The sequence below is a fragment of the Burkholderia sp. E168m22 genome (genome assembly GCF_001319805.1).
Lineage (GTDB): Bacteria > Pseudomonadota > Gammaproteobacteria > Burkholderiales > Burkholderiaceae > Burkholderia > Burkholderia orbicola.
On record NZ_BBSK01000054.1, the window covers coordinates 1 to 3903 of the forward strand.

The 3903-nt window shown below is 68.7% G+C and carries 2 protein-coding genes and 1 pseudogene; all 3 read left to right on the forward strand.

Features of this window, described 5'->3' with window-relative positions; all coding sequences use genetic code 11:
- Positions 1-1651, forward strand: a pseudogene (locus AP428_RS14375) (chemotaxis protein CheW); the annotation flags it as partial.
- 48 nt (positions 1652-1699) lie between these two features.
- Entirely contained in the window at positions 1700-2215 is a 516-nt protein-coding gene (gene cheW, locus AP428_RS14380; protein WP_012327702.1) for a chemotaxis protein CheW, read from the forward strand.
- 37 nt (positions 2216-2252) lie between these two features.
- The coding region (locus AP428_RS14385) for a methyl-accepting chemotaxis protein (protein WP_054928244.1) at positions 2253-3903 on the forward strand (1651 nt) is incomplete at its 3' end.

The following is a 3903-nucleotide window of genomic DNA, read 5'->3' on the forward strand; positions in this document are numbered from 1 at the left end:
TCACCGAGGAACTCGGTAACCTACGGCCGGATCGTCGGCCGCGAGGAAACGGGCGCCGACCTGTCGCTCGTGGGTCGAATCGGATGTGCCGTCGGACGACATCGTCGCGGTGTGCTGCTTCGTGATCGACGAAAGCCAGATCCGCGTCGCGCACGGCACCGCGCCGGCCGCGCAGGCGGCGCCGGCCGCCGAGCAGGGCGCCGCCGCCGAGGCTGCCGAACCGGCCGCCGCCGCGCAGCCGGCACGCGTCGAGGTGTTCGCGCCGCCGCCGGCACCGCCGCAACCGGCTGCTCCGGCACCGGCACCGGCCGAGCCGGCCGCCGCCGCCCAGCAGCCGCAGCCGCAACAACACGCACAACCCCAGCCGGCCGAACACGCGACGCCGGCCGCCGCCGCGCATCACGACGACAAGCGCGCACGCCCGGCCGCTGCCGCCGCGGCGGGCGCCGAAGGCAGTTCGATCCGCGTCGGCGTCGAGAAGGTCGACCAACTGATCAACCTCGTCGGCGAACTGGTGATCACGCAGGCGATGCTGGCCGAGACGGCGACCGCATTCGATCCGGCGCTGCACGACCGCCTGTTCAACGGGATGGCGCAGCTCGAGCGCAATGCGCGCGACCTGCAGGAAGCGGTGATGTCGATCCGCATGATGCCGATGGACTACGTGTTCAGCCGCTTCCCGCGGCTCGTGCGCGACCTCGCCGGCAAGCTCGGCAAGCAGGTCGAACTGGTCACGTTCGGCCAGGCGACCGAGCTCGACAAGAGCCTGATCGAACGGATCATCGATCCGCTCACGCACCTGGTGCGCAACAGCCTCGACCACGGCATCGAGACCGTCGACAAGCGCGTCGCCGCCGGCAAGGACGCGGTCGGCCAGCTCGTGCTGTCGGCCGCGCATCACGGCGGCAACATCGTGATCGAGGTGAGCGACGACGGCGCGGGCCTGAACCGCGAGCGCATCCTCGCGAAGGCCGCGAAGCAGGGCATGCAGATCTCCGAGAACATCAGCGACGACGAAGTCTGGCAACTGATCTTCGCACCGGGCTTCTCGACCGCCGAGACGGTGACCGACGTGTCGGGCCGTGGCGTCGGGATGGACGTCGTGAAGCGCAACATCCAGTCGATGGGCGGTCATGTCGAAATCTCGTCGCAGGCCGGCCGCGGCACGACCACACGGATCGTGCTGCCGCTCACGCTCGCGATCCTCGACGGGATGTCGGTCAAGGTGGGCAGCGAGATCTTCATCCTGCCGCTGAACTTCGTGATGGAGTCGCTGCAGCCGTCGAACGACGACATCTACACGGTCGGCAACGGCGAGCGCGTGGTGCGCGTGCGCGGCGAATACCTGCCGCTGGTCGCGCTGCACGAGGTGTTCTCGGTCGAGGACGCGCGCACCGACCCGACGCAGGGGATCGTCACGATCATGGAAACCGAGGGGCGCCGCTTCGCGATGCTGATCGACGAACTGGTCGGCCAGCAGCAGGTGGTCGTGAAGAACCTCGAAACCAACTACCGCAAGGTGCATGGCATCTCGGCGGCGACCATCCTCGGCGACGGCAGCGTCGCGCTGATCGTCGACGTCGCGGCGCTGAACCGCGAAACCCGTGCGACGCACGGCGCCCGAGCCGGCGCCGAGCTCGCCGTCTTCTGACTCTCGCCATTCAACCGATTGGGGGCAAACGTGTCTGCTGAAGTCCAAATGATCAATCCGGCCGCGGCGAATGCCGCGACGAGCCGCCGCGATGCGGCGCACGGCGATGCGACGGGCCAGGAATTCCTCGTGTTCACGCTCGGCGACGAGGAATACGGGATCGACATCCTGAAAGTGCAGGAAATCCGCGGCTACGACAGCGTCACGCGCATCGCGAACGCGCCCGAGTTCATCAAGGGCGTGATCAACCTGCGCGGGATCATCGTGCCGATCGTCGACATGCGGATCAAGTTCCACCTCGGCCGCGTCGAGTATGACCACCAGACCGTCGTGATCATCCTGAACGTGTCGAACCGCGTGGTCGGGATGGTGGTCGACGGCGTGTCGGACGTGCTGACGCTGCAGACCGACCAGATCATGCCGGCGCCGGAATTCGGCGCAACGCTGACGACCGAGTACCTGACGGGCCTCGGTACGGTCGACGGCCGGATGCTGATCCTGATGGACATCGAGAAGCTGATGTCGAGCCGTGAAATGGCGCTGATCGAGACACTCGGCGGGTAAGCGCGCCGCGCGCGCAGCAATTTCGGGAGAATCTGCAATGTTGCATAACTGGTCGATCCGCACGACGCTCACGGCGGTCGGACTCATCCTCGTGTGCCTGGCCGCCGCGGTCGGCGGGCTCGGCCTCTACGCGCTGAATCACGCGAGCCGTTCGCTCGACGAGATCGCGCACGTCGACCTGCCGGCGATCCACACGCTGGACGACACGGCCGCGTACCTGCTGCGCTCGCGCGTCGCGCTCGATCGCTTTCGTACGCTGACCGAAGCCGGCAATGCGGCCGACGCGGCGAAGGTGCTCGATCGCGCGCAGGAGCTGTATGCGAAGTCGAACCAGAACTGGCAGACGTTCCAGTCGACGCCGAAGCTCGGTGTCGAGCAGGCGCTCGTCGACGAGCTCACCGCGCGTTACACGACGATCATGAAGGAAGGCGTCGAACCGGAATTCGCCGCGGCGCGCGCGGGCGACATGGCCGCGTACCACGCGATCGCCGACGCGAAGATCAGCCCGATGTTCGTCGCGTTCGACCAGACGGCGGCGGCCGTGATCGCCGCGCTGCAAAAGCGCGCGGAAGACCGCCAGGCCGCGACGCAGTCGCAGATCTCGATGATGATCGCGCTGATCGCGGCCGGCATCGCGCTCGCGTTCGTCGTCGTGATCGCGATCCGCTTCGTCCTGCGTGGGCTGATCGTCCAGCCGATCGAGGACGCGATCGCGCACTTCGAACGCATCGCCGGCGGCGATCTCACGCAACCGGTGAGCGTGTTCAGCACGAACGAGATCGGCCGCCTGTTCGGCGGCATCAAGCGGATGCAGGACGCCGTCACGACGATGGTGCAGGCCGTGCATCGCGGCACCGAATCGATCGACGTCGGCGCGCGCGAGATCGCGACCGGCAACATCGACCTGTCCCAGCGCACCGAGGAGCAGGCCGCCTCGCTGCAGGAAACCGCGTCGAGCATGGAGCAACTGACGGGCACCGTGCGGCAGAACGCGGAAAACGCGCGGCAGGCGAGCCAGCTCGCGGTGAACGCGTCGGACATCGCGACGCAGGGCGGCGACGTGGTCGGCCAGGTCGTGTCGACGATGCAGGACATCGCGGCGAGCTCGGGCAAGGTCGTCGACATCATCGGCACGATCGAGGGCATCGCGTTCCAGACCAACATCCTCGCGCTGAACGCGGCCGTCGAAGCGGCGCGGGCCGGCGAGCAGGGCCGCGGCTTCGCGGTGGTCGCGGGCGAGGTGCGTTCGCTCGCGCAGCGCAGCGCGAGCGCCGCGAAGGAAATCAAGCAGCTGATCGGCGATTCGGCCGAGAAGGTCGACAGCGGGTCGGCGCTCGTCGCGCGCGCCGGCGCGACGATGGACGAGATCGTGCAGGCGGTGCGCCGCGTGACCGACATCATGGGCGAGATCAGCGCGGCATCCGACGAGCAGTCGACCGGCATCGAGCAGGTCAACCGTGCGGTCGGCCAGATGGATGCGGTCACGCAGCAGAACGCGGCGCTCGTCGAGCAGGCCGCCGCCGCGGCCGCGTCGCTCGAGGAGCAGACGCGCCAGATGAAGGCGATCGTGTCGGGCTGGCGCGTCGCGGGCGGCATCGCGCTGGCGCCGGCGCGCGGCGTCGCGCGGCCGGTGGCCCACGAACCGGCGGCGCTGCCGTCGGAAGCGCGCCACGACGCGCCGGTCGCCG